The organism is Rossellomorea arthrocnemi, from assembly GCF_904424705.1.
Taxonomy (GTDB): domain Bacteria; phylum Bacillota; class Bacilli; order Bacillales; family Bacillaceae_B; genus Rossellomorea; species Rossellomorea arthrocnemi.
Genome location: NZ_CAJGBF010000060.1, coordinates 1 through 468, shown reverse-complemented (window position 1 = coordinate 468; position 468 = coordinate 1). Strand labels below are relative to the sequence as shown.

The following is a 468-nucleotide window of genomic DNA, read 5'->3' as shown; positions in this document are numbered from 1 at the left end:
ATATTATTTTGACTGAGGATGATTTGAATTTGGCTGACGAAATGAACCAACTTTACACCAGTAAAAATGGCGTTAATTTGACAGATAACCAAGTTGAATTTTTACGTCTATTAGGTGTAAAAAATCGCTCTCAAGCGACAACAAAAAAGCTAAAAATGCTCATTAAATTGTATCGTCAAGAAAAGCGTTTTTTGGCAGCTAAGGCAAAAGCACAAGGTATGATTAAGCGTGAGAAAGATGTCAGGCGAAAACAAGAACAGCGTCTTTTTTATGTGATTGGCGAAGGAATTTTAAAAGCAATTAAGTCTGATGCTAAACGTGAAAAAGAAGATAGATTATTTACGGGTTTACGCCGCTCTCTTTTTATAGCTTGTGCGGTTGGGATAATTGAGAAGAAAGACTGGATTGTGATTCAAAAAGCATTTTTATCAAGCGTTAAAGCCACAAATAATTGGCTCACTTATATTC

The 468-nt window shown here is 34.8% G+C and carries 1 protein-coding gene; it reads left to right on the top strand.

Annotated elements, in window-relative coordinates; genetic code table 11:
• Positions 1–29 precede the first annotated feature (29 nt).
• On the top strand, positions 30–468 hold a 439-nt coding region (locus tag BAA9072_RS23965), incomplete at its 3' end, for a hypothetical protein (RefSeq protein ID WP_201717048.1).